At 62.1% G+C, this 21,894-nt stretch carries 14 protein-coding genes; 8 read left to right on the top strand and 6 right to left on the bottom strand.

Going from position 1 to position 21,894, the window contains the following annotated elements; genetic code table 11:
* Positions 1-233: 233 nt before the first annotated feature.
* From nirB to U8326_RS09170, 5 genes are all read left to right on the top strand, one after another.
* Complete coding sequence (nirB, locus tag U8326_RS09190; RefSeq protein WP_324739880.1) at positions 234-2,720, top strand: nitrite reductase large subunit NirB; 2,487 nt, start codon at positions 234-236, stop codon at positions 2,718-2,720.
* Complete coding sequence (gene nirD, locus U8326_RS09185; protein WP_324743568.1) at positions 2,720-3,079, top strand: nitrite reductase small subunit NirD; 360 nt, start codon at positions 2,720-2,722, stop codon at positions 3,077-3,079. The genes nirB and nirD overlap by 1 nt, the downstream gene beginning before the upstream one ends.
* Before the next feature lie 6 nt (positions 3,080-3,085).
* Positions 3,086-5,662, top strand: a complete 2,577-nt coding sequence (locus U8326_RS09180) for a nitrate reductase (RefSeq protein WP_324739879.1) — start codon at positions 3,086-3,088, stop codon at positions 5,660-5,662.
* Positions 5,659-6,468: a uroporphyrinogen-III C-methyltransferase gene (cobA, locus tag U8326_RS09175; RefSeq protein ID WP_324739878.1), complete on the top strand. Its 810-nt coding sequence runs from the start codon at positions 5,659-5,661 to the stop codon at positions 6,466-6,468. Before U8326_RS09180 ends, cobA begins: the two co-directional genes overlap by 4 nt.
* A 287-nt stretch (positions 6,469-6,755) precedes the next feature.
* Entirely contained in the window at positions 6,756-9,344 is a 2,589-nt protein-coding gene (locus U8326_RS09170; RefSeq protein ID WP_324739876.1) for a TonB-dependent receptor, read from the top strand.
* 157 nt (positions 9,345-9,501) lie between these two features.
* Here the strand turns inward: U8326_RS09170 and U8326_RS09165 are convergent, their stop codons facing one another.
* Positions 9,502-11,607 (bottom strand): PQQ-dependent dehydrogenase, methanol/ethanol family, encoded by a 2,106-nt coding sequence (locus tag U8326_RS09165; protein ID WP_324739875.1) that lies wholly within the window; start codon positions 11,605-11,607, stop codon positions 9,502-9,504.
* A gap of 181 nt (positions 11,608-11,788) precedes the next feature.
* Here U8326_RS09165 and U8326_RS09160 point away from each other — a divergent pair, with 181 nt between their 5' ends.
* Together U8326_RS09160 and U8326_RS09155 are read left to right on the top strand one after the other, a co-directional pair.
* On the top strand, positions 11,789-12,085 hold the full coding sequence (locus tag U8326_RS09160; protein WP_324739873.1) for an EthD family reductase: 297 nt from the start codon (positions 11,789-11,791) through the stop codon (positions 12,083-12,085).
* Positions 12,086-12,344: 259 nt separating this feature from the next.
* Positions 12,345-14,642, top strand: a complete 2,298-nt coding sequence (locus U8326_RS09155) for a membrane-bound PQQ-dependent dehydrogenase, glucose/quinate/shikimate family (protein WP_324739872.1) — start codon at positions 12,345-12,347, stop codon at positions 14,640-14,642.
* Positions 14,643-14,727: 85 nt separating this feature from the next.
* Here U8326_RS09155 and U8326_RS09150 read toward each other — a convergent pair whose 3' ends face one another.
* From U8326_RS09150 to U8326_RS09130, 5 genes are read right to left on the bottom strand one after another with little or no spacing between them, the layout of a single operon-like run.
* Positions 14,728-15,840 (bottom strand): NADH:flavin oxidoreductase, encoded by a 1,113-nt coding sequence (locus U8326_RS09150; protein WP_324739871.1) that lies wholly within the window; start codon positions 15,838-15,840, stop codon positions 14,728-14,730.
* Positions 15,841-15,854: 14 nt separating this feature from the next.
* Positions 15,855-16,661, bottom strand: a complete 807-nt coding sequence (locus U8326_RS09145; RefSeq protein WP_324739870.1) for an alpha/beta hydrolase — start codon at positions 16,659-16,661, stop codon at positions 15,855-15,857.
* 24 nt (positions 16,662-16,685) lie between these two features.
* A complete protein-coding gene (locus U8326_RS09140; protein ID WP_324739869.1) occupies positions 16,686-17,147 on the bottom strand; it encodes a nuclear transport factor 2 family protein in 462 nt (153 codons plus the stop codon).
* Positions 17,144-18,451: an acyl-CoA dehydrogenase family protein gene (locus tag U8326_RS09135; protein WP_324739868.1), complete on the bottom strand. Its 1,308-nt coding sequence runs from the start codon at positions 18,449-18,451 to the stop codon at positions 17,144-17,146. The genes U8326_RS09140 and U8326_RS09135 overlap by 4 nt, the downstream gene beginning before the upstream one ends.
* Before the next feature lie 21 nt (positions 18,452-18,472).
* Positions 18,473-19,213 (bottom strand): glucose 1-dehydrogenase, encoded by a 741-nt coding sequence (locus U8326_RS09130; RefSeq protein ID WP_324739867.1) that lies wholly within the window; start codon positions 19,211-19,213, stop codon positions 18,473-18,475.
* Between the two features lie 457 nt (positions 19,214-19,670).
* On the opposite strand from U8326_RS09130, the gene U8326_RS09125 reads away from it, so the two are divergent.
* Positions 19,671-21,893 (top strand): TonB-dependent receptor, encoded by a 2,223-nt coding sequence (locus U8326_RS09125; protein ID WP_324739866.1) that lies wholly within the window; start codon positions 19,671-19,673, stop codon positions 21,891-21,893.
* Position 21,894 lies beyond the last annotated feature (1 nt).

The raw sequence follows: 21,894 nt of genomic DNA, 5'->3' as shown, positions 1-21,894 counted from the left end.
TGGCGGCCCGACCGGAGTTTTTGCTGCACTGCAAAAAGATGCTTGCCGCCTGCCTGCCGAATCAGGTATCAGGGATGCGAATGGATTGACGCCGTCCAAAGCAGGGCGAACCAGCGCATCCGTCGATTTCAACATTGCGTGGCAAAGCCGCCGCCTCGTCTGCCTGAATGGGCATGACCTGGCGGCTTTTTGCGTGCGCTTTTCCGGGCATCGACCCGAGGAGGAAAAGTGAAGTGAACGCTCCTGCGAGCTTCGATGAAGCAGCCACGACCCGGGAAAGGCTGGTCGTCATCGGCAATGGCATGGCCGGTTGCCGTGCGGTGGAGGAAATCCTCGCCCGCGATCCGAGCCGGTTCGACATCACCATCTTCGGGGCGGAACCGCGCGTCAATTACAACCGGATCATGCTGTCCCCGGTGCTGGCGGGTGAGAAGCGGTTCGAAGAGATCGTGATCAACCCGCAAGGCTGGTATGACGATAACGGGATCACTCTCGTTTCCGGCGATCCGGTGGAGCATATCGACCGCGAGAACCGTTCGGTCGTATCGCATTCGGGCCGGGTCGAGCCTTATGACCGGCTGCTGATCGCCACGGGTTCGGACCCGTTCATCATCCCCGTGCCGGGCAGCAATCTGCCCGGCGTCGTGACCTTCCGCGATCTCGACGATGTGGACAAGATGCTCGCCGCGGCGGATCGCGGCGGCAATGCGGTGGTGATCGGCGGTGGCCTGCTCGGGCTGGAGGCAGCGCATGGCCTCTGCCTGCGCGGCATGAAGGTTACCGTCATTCATCTCATGCCTTCGCTGATGGAGCGGCAGCTCGACGAAGCGGCGGGCTGGCTGCTCAAGACCGAGCTGGAGCGCCGCGGCCAGACGATCCTGACCGGCGCCGATACCGAATGCGTGCTGGAGAAGGACGGCCATGTCGCGGGCGTCCGGCTCAAGGACGGGCGCGAGATAGCAGCCGATATCGTGGTGATGGCGGTGGGCATCCGGCCTGCCGTATCGCTGGCCAAGAGCGCCGGGCTGGAGGTCGAGCGGGGGATCGTGGTGGACGATCACATGGTGACGTCCGACCCGGCGATCCTGGCAGTGGGCGAATGCGTGCAGCACCGGGGCACCTGCTATGGCCTCGTCGCGCCGCTGTGGGGCATGTGCCGGTCGCTGGCCGGATACGTCACGGGCGAACCCAACGGATATGAAGGCTCGGTCACGTCCACCAAGCTCAAGGTTTCAGGGATCGACCTGTTCTCCGCGGGCGATTTCTCCGGCGGTGACGGCGGCGAGGACATCGTGATGCGCGATGCCGCGCGCGGCATCTACAAGCGGATCGTGGTTAAGGGCGATCGCATCGCCGGTGCCGTGCTCTATGGCGATACGGCGGACGGGAACTGGTATTTCGACCTGCTGCGCAAGGGCGAGGACATATCGGCCATTCGCGAGGCGCTGATCTTCGGGCAGGCCTTTGCGTCCGGGGGTGCGCTCGCGGACCCTAACGCCGCCGTTGCCGCCCTTTCGGACGATGCCGAAATCTGCGGCTGCAACGGCGTGAGCAAGGGAACGGTCGTCGAAACGATCAAGGCAGGCGCTTGCAGTGTCGATGCGGTGCGCTCGCAGTGCAAGGCATCGGCAAGCTGCGGTTCCTGCACCGGGCTGGTCGAAAGCCTGCTGGCGCTCACGCTGGGCGACGAGGTCCAATCCGGCCCGAAGACGCTGTGCAAATGCACCAGCTTCACCCATGACGATGTGCGCCGCCTGATCCTGGAAAAGGAGCTCAAGGCGATCCCGCAAGTGATGCAGGAGTTGCACTGGACCACGCCGGATGGCTGCGCTTCCTGCCGCCCGGCGCTGAATTACTATCTGCTGTGCGCGTGGCCCGGCGAATATGTCGACGATCAGAAAAGTCGCTTCGTCAACGAACGGCTCCACGCCAACATCCAGAAGGATGGCACTTACTCTGTCGTGCCCCGGATGTGGGGCGGGCTGACCACGCCTGACGAGTTGCGCGCCATTGCCGATGCCGCCGACAAATATGGCGCGCGGACCGTGAAGGTCACGGGCGGGCAGCGGATCGACCTGTTCGGTATCAGGAAGGAGGACCTGCCAGCGATCTGGGCTGATCTCAATGCCGCGGGGATGGTCTCGGGCCATGCCTATGGCAAGGCACTGCGGACGGTGAAGACCTGTGTGGGCAGCGAATGGTGCCGCTTCGGCACCCAGGATTCCACGGGGCTGGGCGTCAAGATCGAACAGATGACCTGGGGCAGCTGGATGCCGCACAAGTTCAAGATCGCGGTCAGTGGATGCCCGCGCAATTGCGCGGAAGCCACGATCAAGGATTTCGGCATCGTCTGCGTCGACAGCGGCTATGAGCTGCATGTCGGCGGCAATGGCGGGATCAAGGTCCGCGCCACGGACCTGCTCTGCAAGGTGGAAACCGAGGAGCAGGCGCTGGAATATTGCGCGGCCTTCATCCAGCTTTACCGTGAACAGGCCCATTATATGGAACGCACCGCGCCATGGATCGAGCGGGTCGGGCTGGATTACGTCAAGTCCCGGATGCTGGATGAGCCGGACGCGATCCGCAAGCTCGCGGCGCGGTTCCGCATTTCGCAGAAATATTCGCAGGACGACCCCTGGGCGCAGCGCGCTTCGGGCGACCGCAAGGATCTGCACCAGCATCTTGGCGAATTCCGCCCCCTTGTCCTGGAGAACGCATGATGATCGGGACTTGGCTGGATATCGGACCGATCGACCAGATCGAACCCGGCATGGCTCGCACCTTGCCCGTGCGCGACGGCGAGGAAATCGCGGTCTTCCGCACCATGACGGGAGACTTCTATGCGCTGGTCAACAAGTGTCCGCACAGGCAGGGGCCGCTCTCGCAAGGCATCGTGCATGGCAATGCGGTGACTTGCCCGCTTCACAACTGGAATATTTCCCTCAAGACCGGCGAGGCGCTGGGCGATGATGAAGGCTGCGTTCCCACGATCCCGCTGAAGGTCGATGCCGGGCGGATATTCCTGCTGCGTGACGCGGTGATCGGCAGGCAGCCGCCAGTCGAAAGCAAGGCTGCCTAGGCCGCGATGCGCACAGTCCGGACCACTTGCCCTTATTGCGGTGTCGGTTGCGGCATCGATGCGACGGTCAAGGGCGAGCGGGCGGTGTCCATCGCTGGCGACAAGGAACATCCCGCCAATCTCGGCAGGCTGTGTTCCAAGGGCACGCATCTGGCCGAAACCGTGAGCCTGGAAGGGCGGCTGCTGTATCCGATGATCGCGGACAGGCAGGTCTCCTGGGATGAGGCGCTGGGCGAAGTCGCCAGCCGCATTTCCGCCTGCGTCCGGGAGCACGGGCCGGAAAGCGTGGCGTTCTACGTTTCCGGCCAGTTGCTGACCGAGGATTATTATGTGGCCAACAAGCTGGCCAAGGGCTTCATCGGCACCCCGCATATCGACACCAATTCCCGCCTCTGCATGGCAAGCGCGGTCGTGGCGCATAATCGCGCTTTCGGTGAGGACGTCGTTCCTTGCGGTTACGAGGATATCGATTGTGCCGATCTGATCCTGCTGGTCGGCTCCAATACGGCTTGGTGCCATCCGGTGATCTGGCAAAGGATCGAGCAGGCCCGCGAACGGCGCGGCGCCAGGCTGGTGGTGATCGATCCGCGCCGCACGGAAACCGCCGAGCGCGCCGACCTGCACATTCCTGTCGAACCGGACGGAGACATCGCCCTGCTCAATGCCCTGCTTGCGGAGATGCGTGATTGCCGCCTGCTGGACCGGGATTTCCTGGGCAGGAACGTGGAGGTCCCGGAAGGCTTCTGGGATGGGCTGGATGCGGGTGCGTCTGGCATCGAGCCTTCGCTGTTCGGCCAGTTGGCAAGTCTGGTGGCGGCCCATCCCCGGATGATTACCCTGTTCAGCCAGGGGGCGAACCAGTCCGTCTGCGGCACGGACAAGGGCAATGCCATCATCAATCTTCACCTTGCCACCGGGCGGATCAATCACCACGGTGCGGGGCCGTTCAGCATCACCGGGCAGCCCAACGCCATGGGCGGACGGGAAGTGGGCGGGCTTGCGTCCACCCTGGCCTGCCATCTCGGTTTCTCGGAAGCGGAACGCGCGGACGTCGCCCGGTTCTGGCACACGGAAAGCCTGTGTTCCGGGCCGGGCCTGAAGGCGGTCGACATGTTCCGCGCCATCGACGAGGGGCAGGTCAGGTTCCTTTGGGTGATAGCCACCAATCCGGCCGTCTCCATGCCCGATGCGGGCTTCGTGCGCGCGGCGCTCGCCAAGTGTCCGACCGTGGTCGTTTCCGACATGATCGCGGATACTGACACGGGCCGCTTTGCCCATATCCGGCTGCCTGCGCTTGGCTGGGGCGAAAAGGACGGGACAGTCACCAATTCGGAGCGGCGGATCAGCCGCCAGCGGCCTCTGTTCGCCCCGCCCGGAGAAGCGCGCGCGGATTGGCGCATCCTTTGCGATGTCGCCCGGAAAATGGGATTTGGCGAAGCGTTCGCCTTCTCCTCGCCCGGCGACATCTTCCGGGAATATGCGGCGATGACCGGGTTGGCCGCGCGCCATGGCAAGGTGCTGGACCTGACCCAGTGGGCTGGCTGCACGCCGCAGGACTACGAACGGATGCGCCCTTTCCAATGGGGCGGCGCTCATCCGCTGCGGGCGCGCTTTCCGACCGGCGATGGCCGGGCCCGGATGGTCTGTGTTGATGCCCCTCCTCCGCGTGCGGTCGATCCGGCCTGGCCGCTGCGGCTCAACACGGGCCGGTATCGGGACCAGTGGCACACCATGACCCGCACGGGTCTCAGCCCGAAGCTCTCGCTGCATCGGCGGGAACCTTTGCTGGAGATTCATCCGGAGGATGCCGGACTTCATGGGCTGGCGGATGGCGGGTTCGCACGGGTGGCGACCGCTCAGGGCCCTGCGGTTTACCGGGTCGCGTTGAGCGATGCGCAGCAGCGGGGCCAGATATTCACTCCCATGCACTGGACCGATGTGATGGGCAGCGGCGGACGCACCGGGCGGCTGGCTCAACCGCTGCATGATCCGCATTCGGGTCAGCCCGGCTTCAAGGATACGCCCGCTTGCGTGGAAGCGATCCGCCCGGAATGGCGTGCCTTTCTGGCGACGGGGGAGATTGTCGTGCCGCAAGCTCTCTATTGGAGCAGGGCAAGGGTGGAAGGCGGCTGGCTCTACGAACTGGCGGGTGACGGCACGGTGGATATCGAGCAAATCCTGCCCGAAGGGCGCCGCAGCGAAGTGGCGGACCTAGCGCGCGGAATGCGCCGGATCGCTGTCAGCGATGCCGACGGGCGGCTTCGCGCGGCCCTGTTCGTCACCCGCTCTGGGGAATTGCCGTCGCGGGACTGGATCGCCGGGCAGCTCGGCAGCGATCTCGCCGGCCTTGGCGAATGGCTGGCCGGGCGACCTGCTCAGGCACCGGCTGACACGGGCCCTGTCGTATGTGTGTGCTTCGGTGTCGGCGAACAGCAGCTTCTGGCTGCGCTCAGTGATGGTGCGGCGACTGTGGCCGAAGTGGGCAAGGCGACTTGCGCGGGCACGAATTGCGGCAGTTGCCGGCCCCTGATCGCCCGGCTGATCGAGGAAGCGCAGACGACCTTGCAGGAGGCAGCGCAATGAACGATTTCGAAGCCGGAGCCGTCTGGTTGGTAGGCGCGGGTCCAGGCGATCCTGAATTGCTGACGCGCAAGGCTGAGCGCCTCATCCGGGCGGGCAGCGTCATCTTCCATGATGCGCTGGTGGGACCGGGTATCCTGGAGTTGGTAGCCCGGTCGGCCAAACTTGTGCCGGTCGGCAAGCGTTCCGGGCGCCACTCCAGGGATCAGAAGACCATTGACGCGATGATCGTGGAAGCCGCGCTGGCAGGCGAAAGGGTGGTGCGACTGAAGGGCGGTGATCCGGCCATCTTCGCCCGCGCGGCGGAAGAAATGAATGCATGCCGCAAGGCTGGCGTTCCGGTCCGCATCTGTCCCGGTGTGACCGCCGCCAGTGCCGCTGCGGCCGATCTGGGTGCTTCTCTGACCCTGCGTGGCCTTGCCCGCAAACTGGTGTTCGTCACCGCTCATGCACGCGCGGGAGATGAACTGAATCTGGACTGGAGCAGCTTGGCGGACCCGGAGGCGACATTGGCCGTTTACATGGGGAAAGCGGCGGCCTCGACAGTTTCGGCCCGATTGATTGCGGTGGGCCTGCCCCGGCATACGCCGGTTGCCCTGGTGGAGAATGCCAGTCTCGACAACAGCCGCCACTTCGTTACCCGGCTCGACCTGCTGCCCATCGCCGCCCGCAGCGCCCTGGGGGATGGCCCGGCCCTGATCCTGATCGGTGCCGGCTTGCGCCGGAATACTTCGCCTGAAAGCGGTTTCATGGCCTCTCGGAAGAAACGCCTGATTTCGGAAATCGACGTTAATTCGGAAAAGGCATGACTTTTTGCCCAGCCTGTAGAGTTACGGCTACATAATATGTTTCCGAAAAAGTTTCGATTCTTAATTGGTCGTAATAGAAGAGCCAGCAAGTTCAGCTATGTTGCAGAGCTTGTTTCCGAAAACCATTCGGAAATGGGTGTAACATTTTTGCCTCACTGAATGATTATTCATCATGCCCGCTGGTTATGCCAAATGGGGATGTGTATACGCATTTTGTGCGCTTGATGGATAAGAGATAGTCGAGCGCCTTCTCGTGGGGAGGTCTTATGAATTTTCGGAACATTCTTTTGACAAGTGTCGCCGGCGCTGTCGGCATTATTCCGACCCTCGCTTCGGCTCAGGATGCAAGTAACGAGATCATCGTTACTGCGAACAAGCGCGAACAGAATCTCAATGATGTCGGCCTGACCGTTACCGCCATCGGGGCGGAGGCCCTGCAGAACCGCCGCGTGGCCTCGCTGGAAGACGTGGCCTCGGTGGCTCCGGGCCTGATCTATACGCCGTCCACCAACAATACGCCGATCTTCACCCTGCGCGGCATCGGTTTCAACGAAAGCTCGATCGGCGTGTATCCGGCGGTCAGCGTTTATGTCGACCAGATCCCGCTGCCGTTTCCGGTCATGGCTTCTCACTCCGCCTACGACCTCGAGCGGATCGAGGTGCTGAAAGGGCCGCAAGGCACTCTGTTCGGACAGAACTCGACCGGCGGCGCGATCAACTATATCGCGGCGGGCCCGACCGACACTTTCCAGGCCGGCGGCGATATCAGCTATGGCCGCTTCAATGCGATCGAAGGCAATGCCTATATCAGCGGTCCGCTGTCGGACGCTGTCGGCTTCCGCCTGGCGGTCAACGGCAAGAACGCGGATGGCTGGCAGAAGGCCTATACCCGCCGTGATACCAACGGCAAGGAATCCTATGTTGCCGGCCGCTTCACTCTCGATTTCGAGCCGAGCGATACCGTCAACCTGCGCTTCACCGCCAATGGCTGGAAGGACAAGTCCGATCCGCAGGCGCAGCAGCTGATCGCCACCCATGAGCAGATCGGCGCTGGCGGATCGAAGGTGCTCACATCCACGCCGCTGGTCGATCCGCTGCGGAATGCCTATCTCACGCCGCCGGCTGGCTGCCCCTCGGCCCAGATGTGCTATCCCTTCCCGACCAAGTTCAATGCACGGACGGCGGAGTGGGGCGTGCTGTTGACCGATCCGAATACTTCCTTGGCAAATGCCGGAGGTATCAGCGATCCAGCCTTGGCCAGCACCACCTCTTTTGAACCGCGCGGTGATCGTGACTTCTGGCAACTCGCTCTTCGTGGAGATTTCGAACTGGGTTCGCTGACGCTGACCTCGCTGACTTCCTATGCGAAGTTCACTCAGGATATGGTGATCGATGGCGATGGCATGGAATTGCCGGGCTTCGACATCCAGCAGGCGCTTGGCTCGATCAAGACCTTCAACCAGGAATTGCGCCTTGCGAATGATCCATCATCTCGGCTGCGCTGGGTAGTGGGTGCGAATTATGAAAAGAGCAAGACGATGGAGGATCAGATCCTCCGTTACTGGGCGAACTCGAACTATTACGCGAACAACCTTTATATCAACCATAGCGGCATCGTTCTCAAGCAGGATATCGAAAACTACGCCTTCTTCGGAAATCTGGAATTCGAAGTTACCGATCGCCTGACACTTAAGGCAGCGGGCCGGTATACCAATTCAAAGAACAGAGTCTTCAATCTCGCCTATACAGGTCCGAACGGTAACGTGGACAAGCTGTTCAATGTGCTTGGCGGTATGTCCGGTCTGTCATTTACGCCAATCTTGCCAAGTGACAGTTACACGCTCAACTCGATCACTATCCCAGTGCCGAAGGATGTTACCGTTCATTCACCAGTTAGCACAGGTGGTTTCCTGGGGCTGGGTATTCCGGGTTACCCATTGGAAGCGACGTTGGAGCAGGATAACGTCTCCTGGCGCTTCGGCTTCGATTATAAGGCCACCGATGACGTGCTGCTCTATGCCAACGTATCGCGCGGCTTCAAGGCGGGCAGCTTCCCCGCAAACGCGTCCTCGGCCTATACTGGCGCTCTGCCGGTCACCCAGGAAAAGGTGACTGCCTATGAAGCGGGCTTCAAGGCGGGCTTCGCCGACGGCGCGGTCCAGTTGAACGCCGCCGGCTTTTACATGGATTACCGGGACAAGCAGGTTAAGGGTAAGCTGTTCGACTTCGTGTTCGGCACGCTCGACACGCTCGTCAATGTGCCCAAGTCGCGGATCTGGGGTGCGGAAGCGGACATCACCGTGCGTCCGACCCGCGGCCTGACGATTTCCGGCGCAGTCACCTACCTCAATTCGAAGGTTCAGGATTTTGTCGGCTACGACATTTTCGCCGGTATGGATAATGACATCGACTCCCGCCCCGGCAATTTCGATCCGACCGGCGCTACCCCGAACACAGAGGATCTGAGCGGGGTAAGGCTTCCCTACACGCCGAAGTGGTCCGGCTCGCTTAACGTCGATTACCGGCACGAGCTGGAAAATGGCGGTGCGCCGTTCTTCGGGTTTACCGTCAGCGCGCGTTCCAACCAGACCGCGGGGATTGGCGGCGAGGATACGACCCTTCCGGTTACCGGCACCAACCGTTACCGGATCGCACCGGGTGTCGGCCTCTATCCCTACATGATCGATGGCTATGCCACGGTCGATGCGCGTGCCGGATATGAAGCGCCTGACGGCGCCTGGAAGGTCATGGTCTGGGGCAAGAACATCTTCGACAAATATTACTGGACCGGCGTTATTCCCTCCAGCGACAGCTCGGCCCGCTTCGCAGGCCGGCCGGCGACTTACGGGATTACCTTCGGTTTCAAGTTCCAGTGAGTTTCACTGCTTAACAACGAGAACGATAACAACCATGAGAACAATCGGGCGCGGCTACATCGTAGCCGCGCTTTTTTTGTTATCGTGGGATGGCCGCTGTAAATCTGCCCTGCCTCGAGCAGGGTGAAGCGCGAAAGCGCTCTCGCGCAGCTACCCTTCAGAACAACCGCCCGCCTTCCTCGGGCGAGCTGTCTCCCTTCGCGGCGCGGCGGGAATAATATTTGACCGCCATATACAGGTCATGGACCTGCTGATCGGTCAGCTCGTCGAACTGCGGCATCCCCAGATTGGCCAGCGCGCCCTTCTGCACGATCTGGCGAAGCATTTCGTAATCATGCGCCATGGGCGATTCACGCAGGTCCGGCCAATTAGCATTCGCGCCGCCTGGGGTGTGGCAGATCGAGCAATTGCGAAGCCACACCTCGCGGCCGCGCGCGGCGGCGGCTTCGTCGATCTTGAAGCTGGGATCATCTATCGCATTCACGCTGAAATCGGGCGGCGGCGTGGCGGGCAATTTCGCTTTCCCATCGAGCTTGAAGCTCACCACTCTCGGCATGTGCTTGCCGAAGCGCCAGCCCGGATCATCCGGCGCGGCGGCGCCATAGCCGACCAGCAGGGTGATATATTGTTCGCCATCCACGAGATAGGTGATGGGCGGAGCCACGACCCCGTTGCCGACGTTGAACTTCCACAGCTGCTTGCCGTTGCGGCCGTCATAGCCATGCAGCCAGCCATCGGCGGTGCCCTGGAAAACCAGGCCGGAGGCGGTTGCCATTGTCCCGCCGTTCCAGCCGGTCGCATGTTTCACGGTCCAGCGCGGCTTCTGCGTCACCGGGTCCCACGCCACCAGCCCGCCCGTGCCGTCGTCCTTGTCGAGCTTGACCAGGCTGAAGCGGGAACCCAGCGCGAATTCATAGTGCTTCGCGCCAAGGGTGAAGCCTTCCGCCTCTTTCGCCTTGTCCGGAGTGGTCCAGTATTTGCCCGGTTGCTGGAGGGTCGGGATATAGGCAAGGCCGAGCTCGGGATTGAACGACATCGCCTGCCAGTTATGGACCCCCAGTTGTGAAGGATAGAGCGTGACCGGCCCATTCTCGTAGCGGGCATTGGCAACTTCCACCGGCCGCCCGGTCTTGAGGTCGATACGATCCGCCCAGGTCGCCTTGCCGAACTTTTCGGCCGAAAGCAGTTTGCCGTTCCGGCGGTCGATCACGTAGAAGAAGCCGTTCACCGCCGCCTGCATCAGCACCGGCCGCTTCTCTCCCTGTATGTCGAGAGTGGCGAGCACGATGTCGTTGGTGGCTTTCCAGTCCCAGGCCTCGCGGGGATTCAACTGGTAATGCCAGATGTATTTGCCGGTATTGGCGTCGAGCGCGACGATCGAGACGAGGAAGAGATTGTCTCCTCCTTCGGGGCTGCGCTGGGCCGGGTTGTAGTTGGATGAGTTGCCGGTCCCGATGTAGATCCGGTTCAGCTCCTTGTCATAGGTGATTGCATTCCAGACGGTGCCGCCGCCGCCCCAGCGCCACCATTCGCCGCTCCAGGTCTTCGCTGCCATCTTCTGCGCATCGTCCTCGAAGCCTTTCGCCGGGTCGCCCGGCACGGTGTAGAAGCGCCACAGGAATTTGCCCGTCCTGGCATCGTAGGTGGAGACATAGCCGCGCGTGCCGAAATCGGCGCCGGCGTTGCCAACGATGACCTTGCCGTCGAACACGCGCGGCGCGCCGGTGATGACCTTGCGCGAATCCACCTCGTCTATCGTATCGACGGTCCAGACGGGTTTTCCGCTCGTGGCGGCTAGAGAAATCAGGCGGCCATCCAGCGCGGCGAGAATGATGTGGCCATCATAATAGCCGATGCCACGGCTCGCCTGGTGGCTGGTGCGCAAGGTGCGGGGGTGCTCCTTGCCCACTTCGGGATCGTATTCCCACAATATCTTCCCGGTCTTGCCGTCGACCGCATAAACCTTCGACAGCGAGGTGGAGAAATAGAGCTTGCCGTCGATCGCGAGCGGGGTGCCCTGCATCGACCTTGCCTGCGGGGGCAGTTCAATGCTCCACGCCAGGCCCAGCCGGTCGATCGTATCGGCATTGATCTGTTCGAGCGGACTGTAACGCTGTTCGCTGCTTTCCAGGCCATACAAGGACCAGTTGGCGCCATCGGCGCCAGAGCCGTCCGGCTTCTGACAGGATGCCAGGGTTGCGGCTAAAGCGGCGGTTGCAAGGATGGGCAGCCATGCATGTTGCTTCAATTTTTTCGTCAGCACAGTTCGATCATCTCCCGGCGGGATTCGAGATCCCCTTGTATTGCGACACATCACGGTTTCTCTCTGCGATGCAAGGCCATATCCTTGCCAAGCCTTGGCCGCCCAACTCTTCCTGCGAAGGGGGCTGGGAGTTCCGCCTGCATTGCTCTAAGCCGGACACTCAATGGAGAGGGAGGCAATCTTGGCCAAATTGATTGTGAGCTATGCCAATCGCGACGGTGCAAAGTTCGACCGCGCCTATTACGAAGCAACCCACATGGCGCTGCTCGATGAGCATTGGGCGGCGACCGGATTTCTCGGTTGGGAAGTGCTGTATCCGGCCGATAGCGGCCAGCCGTTTGCCGCGATGGCGATCCTGCGCTTCAAGGATCAGCCGTCGATCGACGCTTCGCTCGGCGCGCCTGGAACCGCGGCGGTAGTGGGCGACGTGCCCAATTTCACTGATCTTGAGCCGACTCTTTTCCGCACCAGCAATTGAACGCCGAGAGGCAACGGCTCCGCCCCCATTGTAAGTCATGAGACTTATGATGGGGCGGGCTGAATTTGCGGCCCGGAAAAATATCAAGCTATATCGAGTGGTTGCGTCTTGCTTGGCCCGTGCCTTCTTTTGGGGGACGGCATACTTTACATCATGTGTTTTTCAGTAAATACCTCTCGCCTGAGTAATATAAGATTGCTGGAGGGGGCACATGCAGGCAGCAGCAGACAAGATTGAATCTGCAGGTTTTTTCAGAAAATTGCTGTCTGCGGTTCTGGCGCTGGTCGCGCTGGTCCTGATCGCCGGCGGGGCGCAGCTCGCCTTCCTGGGGGGATCGCTCTACTACCTTGCGGCTGGCTTGCTGGTCGCGGCATCGGCCTGGCTGATCTTCAAGGGCGATCGGCGGGGCATCTGGGTCTATGGAGCGATGCTGCTTGTCACACTGCTATGGGCATTATGGGAAGGCGGGCTCGATCCCTGGCGCTTGCAGAGCCGCTTGTTCGGCCCGGTCGTGCTGGGCGTCTGGGTGGCGTGGCCCCTGCTGGCGCAGCATCGCCGCTATCTGATCGGCGCAATCGCGGCGCTCGGACTGCTGCTGGCCGGCTGGATATACGGTGTCAGCCGCTATGCGGTCATTTCCGCTCCGGAAATTGCCGAAGCGAAGGTTCCCGCCGCGACCGCTGCCTTGGCCTCTGGCGAGTGGCGCAATTACGGCAACGACATCGCCGGTTCCCGCCATTCTCCACAGGCGCAGATCACGCCGCAGAATGTCGGCCAGCTGGAACATGCCTGGACCTATCGCACAGGTGTCATCAAGACCAATGGCATGGGGTTCGAGGCGACCCCGATCATGATCGATGACACGCTCTACCTTTGCACCAGCAACAATATCGTGTCCGCGCTCGATCCTGAAACGGGCGTGAAGCGCTGGGTGTTCGATCCGAAGGTAAAGGCGCCGCCCTCGGGCGCGTGCCGCGGTCTCGGCTCCCACGAAGTTCCCGAGGCGACCGGCGCCTGTTCCAAGCGCGTCATCATGAACACCGTGGATGCGCGGCTGATGGCAATAGACGCCGTCACCGGGCAGCCTTGCGCGGATTTCGGCGTGAATGGCAGCGTGGACCTCAAGAAGGGCATGGGGCACGTCATCCAAGGCTATTACTATGTGTCCTCCGCCCCGCTCATCACAAAAGGCAAGGTGATTATCGGGGGTTGGGTGTTCGACGGCCAATATGTGGGTGAGCCATCGGGCGTCATTCGGGCTTTCGACGTGATGACGGGCAAATTCGTGTGGGCCTGGGATATGGATCGCCCGGATTTCAGCGGCGAACCGCCCGAAGGGCAGCACTATTCGCGCGGGACTCCCAATGTCTGGGGCACGATGAGCGCGGACGAGCAACTGGGTCTGGTCTATCTTCCCATGGGCAATTCGACGCCGGATTACTGGGGGGCGCATCGCTCGCCGGCATCCGAGAAATATTCTTCCTCCGTTACCGCGCTCGATGTCGAAACGGGGAAGCCGCGCTGGACTTTCCAGACCGTGCATCACGACATCTGGGACTATGACGTTTCCGCCCAGCCGACACTCGTAGATCTGCCGATCGGCGGAAAGACGGTGCCGGCTTTGATCCAGGCCACCAAGCAGGGACAGGTCTTTCTGTTGAACCGCGCCGATGGCACCCCGCTGGCCGATGTGGAGGAAAGGGCGGTTCCACAAGGCCCGCCGCCAGGTGACTGGGTCACGCCCACGCAGCCCTTTTCGACGGGGTTGCCATCCTTCGATGCGACTGTCCTGACCGAGCGGCACATGTGGGGGCTGACCCCCATCGACCAGCTGTGGTGCCGGATCAAGTTCAAGCAGGCCCGCTACGAAGGGCCGTTCACGCCGCCGGGGGTGAAGCCCTCGATCACCTATCCCAGCTATCTGGGCGGCATCAACTGGGGCGGCGTCTCCATCGATCCTGATCGCAGGCTGCTGGTCGTGAACTGGAGCCGCATGGCGAACTACACCTCGATCGTGCCCCGCAAGGAAGCGGACAAGATGGGGGTCGAGATTTCGATGGATGGCGGCGCCCATGTGGGCGTGCCGGTCGCGCAGATGGGCACGCCCTATGCGTTGTTCACTGGCGCCTTCCTCTCGCCAATCGACGTTCCCTGCACGGAACCGCCGTTCGGGAAGATCACCGTGGTCGATCTCGATACGCGCAAGATTCTTTGGGAAAAGCCGCTGGGAACCGGGGCCGATAGCGGGCCGTGGGCGCTGCGCAGCCATGTTCCCCTGCCGATGGGCGTGCCCAACACGGGCGGATCGATCACGACCCGTTCCGGGCTGGTGTTCATCGGCGCTACGCAGGAACGCGCTCTGCGCGCCTTCGACATCAACACGGGCAATCTGCTCTGGCGCGCGCCGCTTCCGGCGGGCGGTCACGCCACGCCGATGACCTATGTCAGCAAGAAGTCGGGCCGCCAGTTCGTCGTGATCGCGGCAGGCGGCAGCGCGCCGCTCTATTCGGGCTATGGCGATTACGTGATGGCTTTTGCCTTGCCGAAAAAGGAATGATGGTGCGGGGCGGAGCGGCCCGTTTCCTCTCCGGGGTGCGCGGGGCGGTGCCATTGCGGCGCAGCGTCCCCTACGCCACTGCTGTTCAGGTAAGCGTCCTGGTGCATTCAGCGGAATAGGGCGACAGTTCCGAGAGCCTGCCATCGAGCACTTTCCGCAGCCAGTGCGCATCGCCAAGCAAGGCGCGGCCGATTGCCACCAGATCGAAATCCCCACGCTCATACCTGCGGGCCAGATCATCCAGCCGTTCGAGAGCTGGGCTGGATTGCCCATCCACGAAATCCGCCATCAGGTCGCGATCGAGGCCGACCGAGCCGACGGTGATGGTGGGTTTGCCGGTCACCTTCTTGGCCCAGCCGGCAAGATTGAGATCGCTGCCGGGAAAGGCGTTCTCCCAGAAGCGCCGTTCCGAACAGTGGAATATGTCGACGCCGGCTTCGGCCAGCGGTCCGAGCCAGGCTTCCAGTTCCTGCGGGGAGCTGGCGATCTTCGCTTCGTAATCATACACCTTCCACTGCGAAAAGCGGAAGACGATGGCGTAGTCCGGTCCGACTGCCTGCCGGATGGCGGCGATAGTTTCGGCGGCGAATCCCACGCGCTCCGCAATGCTGCTGCCGCCATAGCGGTCGTCCCGCTTGTTGGTCACGTTCCAGAAGAACTGATCGAACAGGTAGCCGTGCGCTCCGTGAAGCTCGATCGCGTCGAAGCCGAGGCGCTGCGCATCGAGAGCGCCCCTGACAAAGGATGCCTGGACTTCGTCGGCATCCTGCCCGGTCATGGGACGTCCGCCGGGAAGGTCCGGCCCGACCAGCCCGGAAGGGCTTTCGAGAGGATCGTGCGGAGAATCCGGGAAATTGAAATCGGTGCAGCCGCCCACGTGCCACAGCTGCGGGATTATCGCGCCGCCCGCTGCCTGGACATCCTGCCGTACGCGGTCCCACCCGGCCAGGGCTTCGTTTCCGAAAAAGCGGGGTATCGTATCGGCGGCGACCGCGCCCGGTCGGTCTATCGCAACCCCCTCGGTGATGACGCAGGCGACGCCGCCTTCGATGCGGCGGCGATAATAGTCGGCCGAGGCGGGGGTCACGATGCCGCTGGTCGCAAAGTAGCGGGACATCGGCGCCATCATGAAGCGATTGCGCAGGTGAAGGGACTTGCACGCGAAGGGCTGCAGGAGAGGTGTCAGCGCGCTGCTCATTGAGGTGTTCCGCGTCAGCCGATGGAATCGAGGAAATCGAGAAGGGTCGCGATGTAGCGGTAGGGTTCTTCCAGGAAGGGGGCATGTCCCGATTCTTCGAAGGTCACGAGCTTGCTGTCTTTCGCGGATGCCGCCGCCTGCCGCCCGATCTCCGGCTGGACGATCACGTCGCTGCCGCCGATGACGGTGAGAACCGGAATGTCGAGTGCGCCGAGCAGCGCGCGTTGATCCTGATCGCAGGCATCGAGGATGGAGCGGAATGCGAATGGGCCGCTGCGCATGAAGATCGACCACATCCAGTCGATGGCCGGCTGGCCGACATCCCTGGCGCATACCGAGGAAGCGATGCCGCGGAAGAAACCCGCCCTGTCGGCCGCCAGCGCCGCAGGCATCTGGGTGTAGTTCTCGCGTTCCCCGCCGTAGGGAAAATCGCTTGCCGGGGTCAGCCTGGGAGAGGCGGGGCAGGTAAGGACCAGCCCTGCCGCGCGCTCGCCCAGCAGCGAGGCCGCTTCGGCGGCGATCATCCCGCCCAGCGACCAGCCATTGACCACGATGCGCGAAAGGCCGAGCCGATCAGCGATGCCTGCCACGTCGCGGGCGATGGCCCGCACCGACAGGTCTGCGAAATCCCGGTCCGAACGTCCGCAACCGCGATGATCGAGCGCTACCACTTCATGACCGGCCGTGACCAGCCGTTCGATCACCGAGCTCCAGACTTCGCTGGACATGGCCCAGCCGTGGACGAGAAACACGGGGCAGCGGTCACCGCGAAAATGTTCGTAGTGGATATTCCGCCCGCATTCGGTTTCATGGAATGCCATCGCTTCCTCTCCCGGCAGACGGCGTTATTTCGGCGGGGTCAGGGTGACCCCGACCAATGGGCTGAAATGGTGCATCTGGACATTGCGCAAGGCGATCTTCCAGACCCCGTTCCTCCGTTCGAACCGATCGCGATAGGTTGCGGAAACCGTCTGGGCCTGGCCATCGCTGGTCGTGCCGATGCAATCGACGTCGCAAATGCCGTCAGCCGAATCCGCGCCATTGAAAGTGACGCGCAGATTGGTGGTGAAGTGGGTCGAGGCGCTCCATGCCGGCCACAGAATCTCCTTCACCGCGCGGGTGACGCCTTCCGCGCCTTCGAAAGTGCCGAAAGGCGGGCCGATCTCCCAGACCGCATCCTCCCACCAGATATTTATGAACCGGCCAAAATCGTGCTTGTCGAAACCCAGGCAATAATCGCTGACCAGATCGAGCATCGCGAAGCGGCTCTCGAGCTGGTCGATCCGCCGTTCAAGTTGTGCGCTCATGCTGCTTCCTCTCCATTGAGATACTCGGCGAACTTGCGTTCCGCCGCCGCTCTTGTGTCGGGCACGAAATAGGTGGGAAAGACGCCGGGGGCAGGGGCCACATTGCGCAGCAGGTCCCTGGCGACGGACACTTTATGGACCTCGGTAGGGCCATCCACGATCCCCATTTCCGGCACATATTGCCACATGTCCATCAGCGGCGTTTCGTTGGACATGCCCAGCGAACCGTGAAGATGGAGCGCGCGGTAGATCACGTCGCGCAGCACGCCGGGCATGGCCGCCTTGATCGCGGAAATCTCGCGGCGGACCCGGCGTGTATAGGCCTTGTCCTGATCGAGCAGCCAGGCCGCATAGAGCACATGCAGGCGGAACTGGGTGATCTGGATATAGCTGTCCGCGATCTTTTCCTGCACCATCTGCTTGTCGGCCAGGCGTTCCCCCTTGGTGATGCGGGAAACCGCCCTTTCGCTCATCATTGCCATTGCCTTGTTGAGCATTCCGACCGTGCGCATGGCATGATGGATGCGCCCGCCGCCGAGGCGGGATTGCGCGACCTTGAAGCCTTCTCCGATCCCGCCCAGCGCGTTTTTGCGGGGAACCCGGCAATCCTCGAAACGGAGATAGCCATGGACCCCGCTGCCCAGCACATCTTTTGGGCCGACGGCAGTGTTGCGGATGATCTCCAGGCCCGGTGTATCGCGCGGGACGATGATAGTCGTCGATCCTTCATGCACCGGCACTTCCGGATCGGTGATGCACACCACGATCAGGAATTCGGCAATACAGGCATGGCTGGCGAACCATTTTTCGCCATTGAGCACCCATTCGCCGTCCCGCAATTCCGCGCGACAGGTGAATTGCCCGGGGTCGGCCCCGGCTTGCGGCTCGGTCATGGAGAAGCAGGATACGATATCGCCATCCAGCAGGGGCTGGAGATATTGCTGCTTCTGCTGCTCCGTCCCGAAGCGCGCGAGAATTTCGGCATTGCCGGTATCCGGGGCCTGTGTGCCGAACACGGTGGGGGCGAACCGGCTGCGGCCGAGGATTTCGTTCATCAGGCCCAGCTTGAGCTGGCCATATCCCTGGCCGCCCAGTTCCGGGCCGAGATGGCAGGCCCACAGGCCGCGCTCCTTCACGATCTGCTGGAGCGGGCGCATGACCTTGCGCGCTGTGGAGTTGGGATCGAACGGCGCGGCCGGGTCCCGAAACACGAGATCCATCGGCTCGATCTCTTCGCGCACGAAGGCATCCATCCAGTCCAATTGCGCCTGAAACTCAGGCTCGGTCGAGAAATCCCACGCCATTATCTTTCCCCGATTTTCAGATTATTTTCCGGCGTACCACGCGCCGTCGATCCACAGCTCCGCGCCGGAGACATATTTCGCCTCGTCGGAAGCGAGGTAGAGCGAGCCATGGGCAATATCCATCGGATCGCCGACGACGCCCATCGGGATGGACGCCTTGATCGCGGCGTCCTGCTCGGGCGTAATATCGCCGAGGATCGGGGTGCGGATCTGACCCGGGAAAATGGTGTTCACCCGGATTCCCTGGCGGGCGAATTCCAGCGCCGCTGCCTTGCCCATCACGCGCACCGCGCCCTTGGTCGCATGATAGGACAAGGCATCCGGGCTGCCGATCAGGCCATAGAGCGAGGATATGTTCACGATGGCCGCGTTGCCCGCCTTGAGCAGTTCCGGCACTGCCGCCTTCATTCCGTAGAACGGTCCGGTCTGGTTGACCGCGATCATCCTGGCCCAGCCCTCGTCGGTTTCGGTGACGACGCCGCCAGGGTGGAATATCCCGGCATTGTTCACCAGGGTGGTGAGGCTGCCGTAAGTATCGACGGCCAGTCGCACCGCCGCTTTCCAGCTGTCGAAGCTGGTAACGTCCAGCCGGGTGAAGATCGCTTCGCCGCCTTCGCCGGCAATCGCCTTCACCACGCCATTGCCGAGATCTTCCTGAAGGTCGCCGATCACCACCCGGGCGCCTTCGCGCGCGAACAGAATCGCCTGCGCCTCGCCCAGGCCGCTGGCGCCGCCGGAAATAAGCGCAACCTTGCCGGACATCCGCCCCGCCATCGTCTCTTCTCCCATATGTTTGTCGTTTCGAGGCCAGCATGGGCAACTTACTAGTGAAAAACAAGTGAGATTCGATGGCGGGTATCGCGAAATCCAGCGACGCCGAATGTGGCGAGAGATAAAAATAATATAAAACAATAATATAATTTCGAGTCTGCTCGAGAGCGGGCAAAAACTCCATGGTCGCGGCAAATTCTATATTGCTTGTTCGCGACAAACTAATTATCCGTGAGGCATGTCTATCGCCAGGGAAATGCGGCGCTTGCTGCCCGCTTCCCATTGAAAAACAGGGCGAAAGACGGGGTGGCAAAGGTTGGCTGCGCGGTTTGAATGATGCGGCGTCCGATGCCTGATCGCCAATGCGTGAAGCGCATGGGGAGGGAGAGAAATGACTGAAGCTTCTTCTTGTTTTCGGACGGTATTGTTGTGTTCCGCCGCGGCATTGATGCTCGCCGGTGCGTCGGGTGACGCCTTCGCGCAGGAGGCGGAAGCGGAGCCTGCGGCGAGTCGCGGCCTCGACATGATAGTCGTGACGGCGCGCAAGCGCGTCGAGAACCTGCAGGACGTCGCCTCCTCGGTCAGCGCGCTTTCCGCCGTCGAGCTGGAGCGGCGTTTCGACAGCGACGTTCGCGACTTCGCCAGTTCCTCTCCCAATGTGCTGATCGACGATACCCAGCAAGGCCCGGGCGGCGTTGCCGCGATCTATATTCGCGGCATCGGCGTCGCGGATGTCGAGAAATCGGTGGACCCGGCCGTCGGCGTGGTGATCGACGACGTCTATATCGGGCAGAGCTCCGGCAGCCTGCTGAAAGCGATCGATATCGACCGCGTGGAAGTGCTGCGCGGCCCGCAGGGCACGCTGTTCGGCCGCAATGCGACAGGTGGCGTCATCAACCTTTCGAGATCGCGCCCGACCGAGGAACTGACCGGCAAGGCGCGCATCACCTACGGCCGGTTCGACACGCTCAAGGCGGAAGGCGTCATCAGCTTCGGCCTGGCGGAGAATATCGCGCTGAAAGTGACCGGCGCCTATGAAAAGAGCGACGGCTATATCTATAACCGCACGCAGGGCAGAGACGGCCAGTCATCCCGGTTCTGGGCGTTCGGCGCGCAGCTGCTGTTCACTCCCACCGAACAGCTGGAACTGAGCGTCAGCTATGACCGGCAGGAAACGAAGCAGGACCCGAGCCAGCTTCTTTCGGTCACTCGCCCGACCGACCTGTTCTGCACCGCTTATGCCCAGTGCTCGCCGTCGCCGGGCGTGCCTACCTCGGGCGACCGCTATGTGAGCCTGGGCGATGGCCCGCTGGACCGGAATGCCTGGTTCGATCTCGACATGGCCATCGGCAAGGCCAAATATGATCTGGGCAGCGATTTCGACCTGACCTATATCCTCGGCTATCTGAAGACGGATGAGGGCGCCACGCAGGACTGGGACGGCTCGCCGTTCACGCTCTATCATACCGACCGCCCCGCGCGCTGGCGCCAGACCACGCATGAGTTGCGCCTGGCCAAGGGCGGCAACGGTCCGCTCAGCTTTGTCCTCGGCGGCTATTTCTGGGATTCGAAATATACGATCGACCTGAAGAACTATATCGGCTTCGCTGGCGCTCCGCTTTTGACCAGCGCGCAGGACGTCAAGCAGACCACCAAGTCCTACGCCGCGTTTTTCGAGGGCGATTACAAGGTCACCGAACAGCTCAAGCTGACGGTCGGCGGGCGCTACACGCACGACAAGAAGACCAGTATCGTCAACGACCTGCCGATCTATATCTACGGCACGACCGTGGAGGCCGATCCGATCGCCGTGCTCGAGCCGAGCCTGGCCGGCGGCAATATCGTGATGACCGACCCGGTGAAGAAGAGCTGGTCCAAGTTCACGCCGAAGGTCAGCATCAGCTACAGCTGGACCGATGACGTGATGACCTATGCCCTGTGGTCGCGCGGCTATCGCGGCGGCGGCTTCAACGGGCGGCCCGCCACCTTCGGCGCGGCGACCATTCCCTACAACCCGGAGACTCTGGATAACTACGAAGTGGGTCTGAAGGCGGAACTCTGGGATCGGCGCATCCGCTTCAATGCCGCCGCCTATATGATGAAATACAAGGATATGCAGCAGGATCTCGACGTGCCGGCCCCCGGCACCTCGACCGGCCGCGAGAACCGGACGATCAATGCGTCGAAGGCCGACCTCAAGGGCTTCGAGGTGGATCTGACGGCCAAGCTGTCCCAGAACTTCACGGTGAGCGGAAATCTTGGCTATCTCGACGCCAAATACAAGGATTTCATGGGCGACATCTACAGCACCGGCACCCCGATCGACGCCAGCTTCCTGAAGATCCGCAGGGCGCCGAAATGGACCTGGGATCTGGGCGCCACCTACGAGCATGACATCGGCCCGGGCAGCTTCTGGATCACCGGCGCCGTCCATTACGTCGGGGCGCATGAGATCACCTTCCTCAACAATCCCAATCTGAGGAACAAGGGCCAGTATCTCGTCGATGGGTCCGTGAACTACAAGATCAACAACACCACGCTCAGCGTATTCGGCAAGAACCTGGCCAACGAAAAGGGCTGGACGATCGGCTATGACGTGCAAGGCGTCTGGAGTTATGCCGCGCCGCGTCCGCCACGGATCTGGGGTGTGGCTCTCACGCAGAGCTTCTGAG

It is taken from the genome of Tsuneonella sp. CC-YZS046 (genome assembly GCF_035581365.1).
Classification (GTDB): Bacteria; Pseudomonadota; Alphaproteobacteria; order Sphingomonadales; family Sphingomonadaceae; genus JAWKXU01.
This window is presented reverse-complemented; position numbering and strand designations above follow the sequence as displayed.